Annotated in this window: 3 protein-coding genes; all 3 read right to left on the minus strand. The window is 67.8% G+C overall.

The genetic code is table 11. From position 1 onward, the window contains the following. On the minus strand, positions 1-479 hold a 479-nt coding region (locus EN991_RS36020), incomplete at its 3' end, for an ATP-binding cassette domain-containing protein (RefSeq protein WP_127370506.1). Then, positions 476-1,306 (minus strand): ABC transporter permease, encoded by an 831-nt coding sequence (locus EN991_RS36025; RefSeq protein WP_127365902.1) that lies wholly within the window; start codon positions 1,304-1,306, stop codon positions 476-478. The genes EN991_RS36025 and EN991_RS36020, both read right to left, overlap by 4 nt. Continuing rightward, positions 1,303-1,464: ABC transporter permease subunit (locus tag EN991_RS36030; RefSeq protein ID WP_127370507.1), on the minus strand; the 162-nt coding region annotated here is incomplete at its 5' end. The genes EN991_RS36030 and EN991_RS36025, both read right to left, overlap by 4 nt.

The raw sequence follows: 1,464 nt of genomic DNA on the forward strand, positions 1-1,464 counted from the left end.
GTTTTGGCCCTGGCATAGGACTGGGACCAGGTGAGGCCGAGATGGGTGCGGGCGACTTCGGCGATTTGTTTGCCGATTGGCATTACGGGGTCGAGGCTGGCGGATGGGTCCTGGAAGACGAAACCGATATCGCGGCCGCCGCGGGGAGGGTGACTTGATCTGGTGAAGAGCTTTTGCGGTCTGTGCTCTACGAGGCCCCCCTCTGTCCTGCCGGACATGTCCGGCAGGACAGAGGGGGGTGCCTTGGCGCCCAACGCCGACGGTAGGAACCAATCGATCTTTCCTTCAGTCTTGGTGCTTGCCGGCAACAGCCCTGCAATCGCCAGCGCCAGCGTGCTCTTGCCCGAACCGCTTTCGCCGATGATGGCCAAGCGCTCGCCAGCCTCTATGCCGAGGCTGACACTCTTCAGCGCCGTCGCCTCGTTGCCGTCGCGGCGGTAGGTCACCGTCAGGTCGCGGATCGAAGCCAGCGCGGTCACGACAGGCCTCTCCTGACCGCCGTCGTCTCGACGATGCCTTCACCGGCGAGATAGACGCCGAGCACGGTCAGCACCAGCGCTATGCCCGGGACGATCGACAGGAAGGGCGCGGTGCGCAGGACAGCACGGCCTTCGGCAATCATGCCGCCCCAGGTGACCCGGTTGGGATCGCCCAGGCCGAGGAACGACAAGGCCGCCTCGGTGAGGATCGCCGCGGCGACGATCACCGACGACATCGCCAGCACCGGCGGCAAGGCATTGGGCAGCACCTCGCGAAAGGCGATCGCCAGCGGGTGCATGCCGATGACCCTGGCGCCGGCGACATAATCGCGTTCGCGAATGGACAGGACTTCCGCGCGGGCGACACGGGCTGGTCCGGTCCAGGTGCCGAGCGCGATGGCGATCACGACGATGCCGAGCGACGGTCCGACGACGCTGACGAAGGCCAGTGCCAGCAGGAAGCTCGGCACGGTCTGGAAGGCGTCGGTGATGCGCATCAGCACCTCGTCGACGAGGCCGCCGGCAAAGCCGGCCAATGTGCCGACCACTGCCCCGATGACAAGTGCGGCGGCCGCGGCGGCGATCCCGACAGCCAGCGATGTGCGGGCGCCATGAAAAAGCTCGGCCAGCACGTCGCGGCCAAGCCGATCGGTGCCAAGCGGGAGCGACCAGTCCTGGAACGGCGGCAGCAGCGCCGGCCCGGCAATCGCTTGCGGATCGCCGGGGAACAGCAGCGACGCCGACAGCGCCATGGCGATCAACGCCGCCAGGAGGATGGCGCCGGCGACCGCCTCGGGCGTGCGCAGAAAGCGGCGGAGGGCACTCATGCGCCGGCCTCGCTGGCGCCGACGCGCGGGTCGAGGAAGGCATAAGCGATGTCGACGGCAAGGTTGATGACAATGACCAGGACGGCGCTGGTGAGAATAATGCCGAGCAGAAGCGGCGTATCGCGGGAGGCGACTGCCTCCTGCGCCAGCCGGCCGAG

The organism is Mesorhizobium sp. M7A.F.Ca.US.005.03.2.1 (genome assembly GCF_003997795.1).
GTDB classification, from domain to species: domain Bacteria; phylum Pseudomonadota; class Alphaproteobacteria; order Rhizobiales; family Rhizobiaceae; genus Mesorhizobium; species Mesorhizobium ciceri.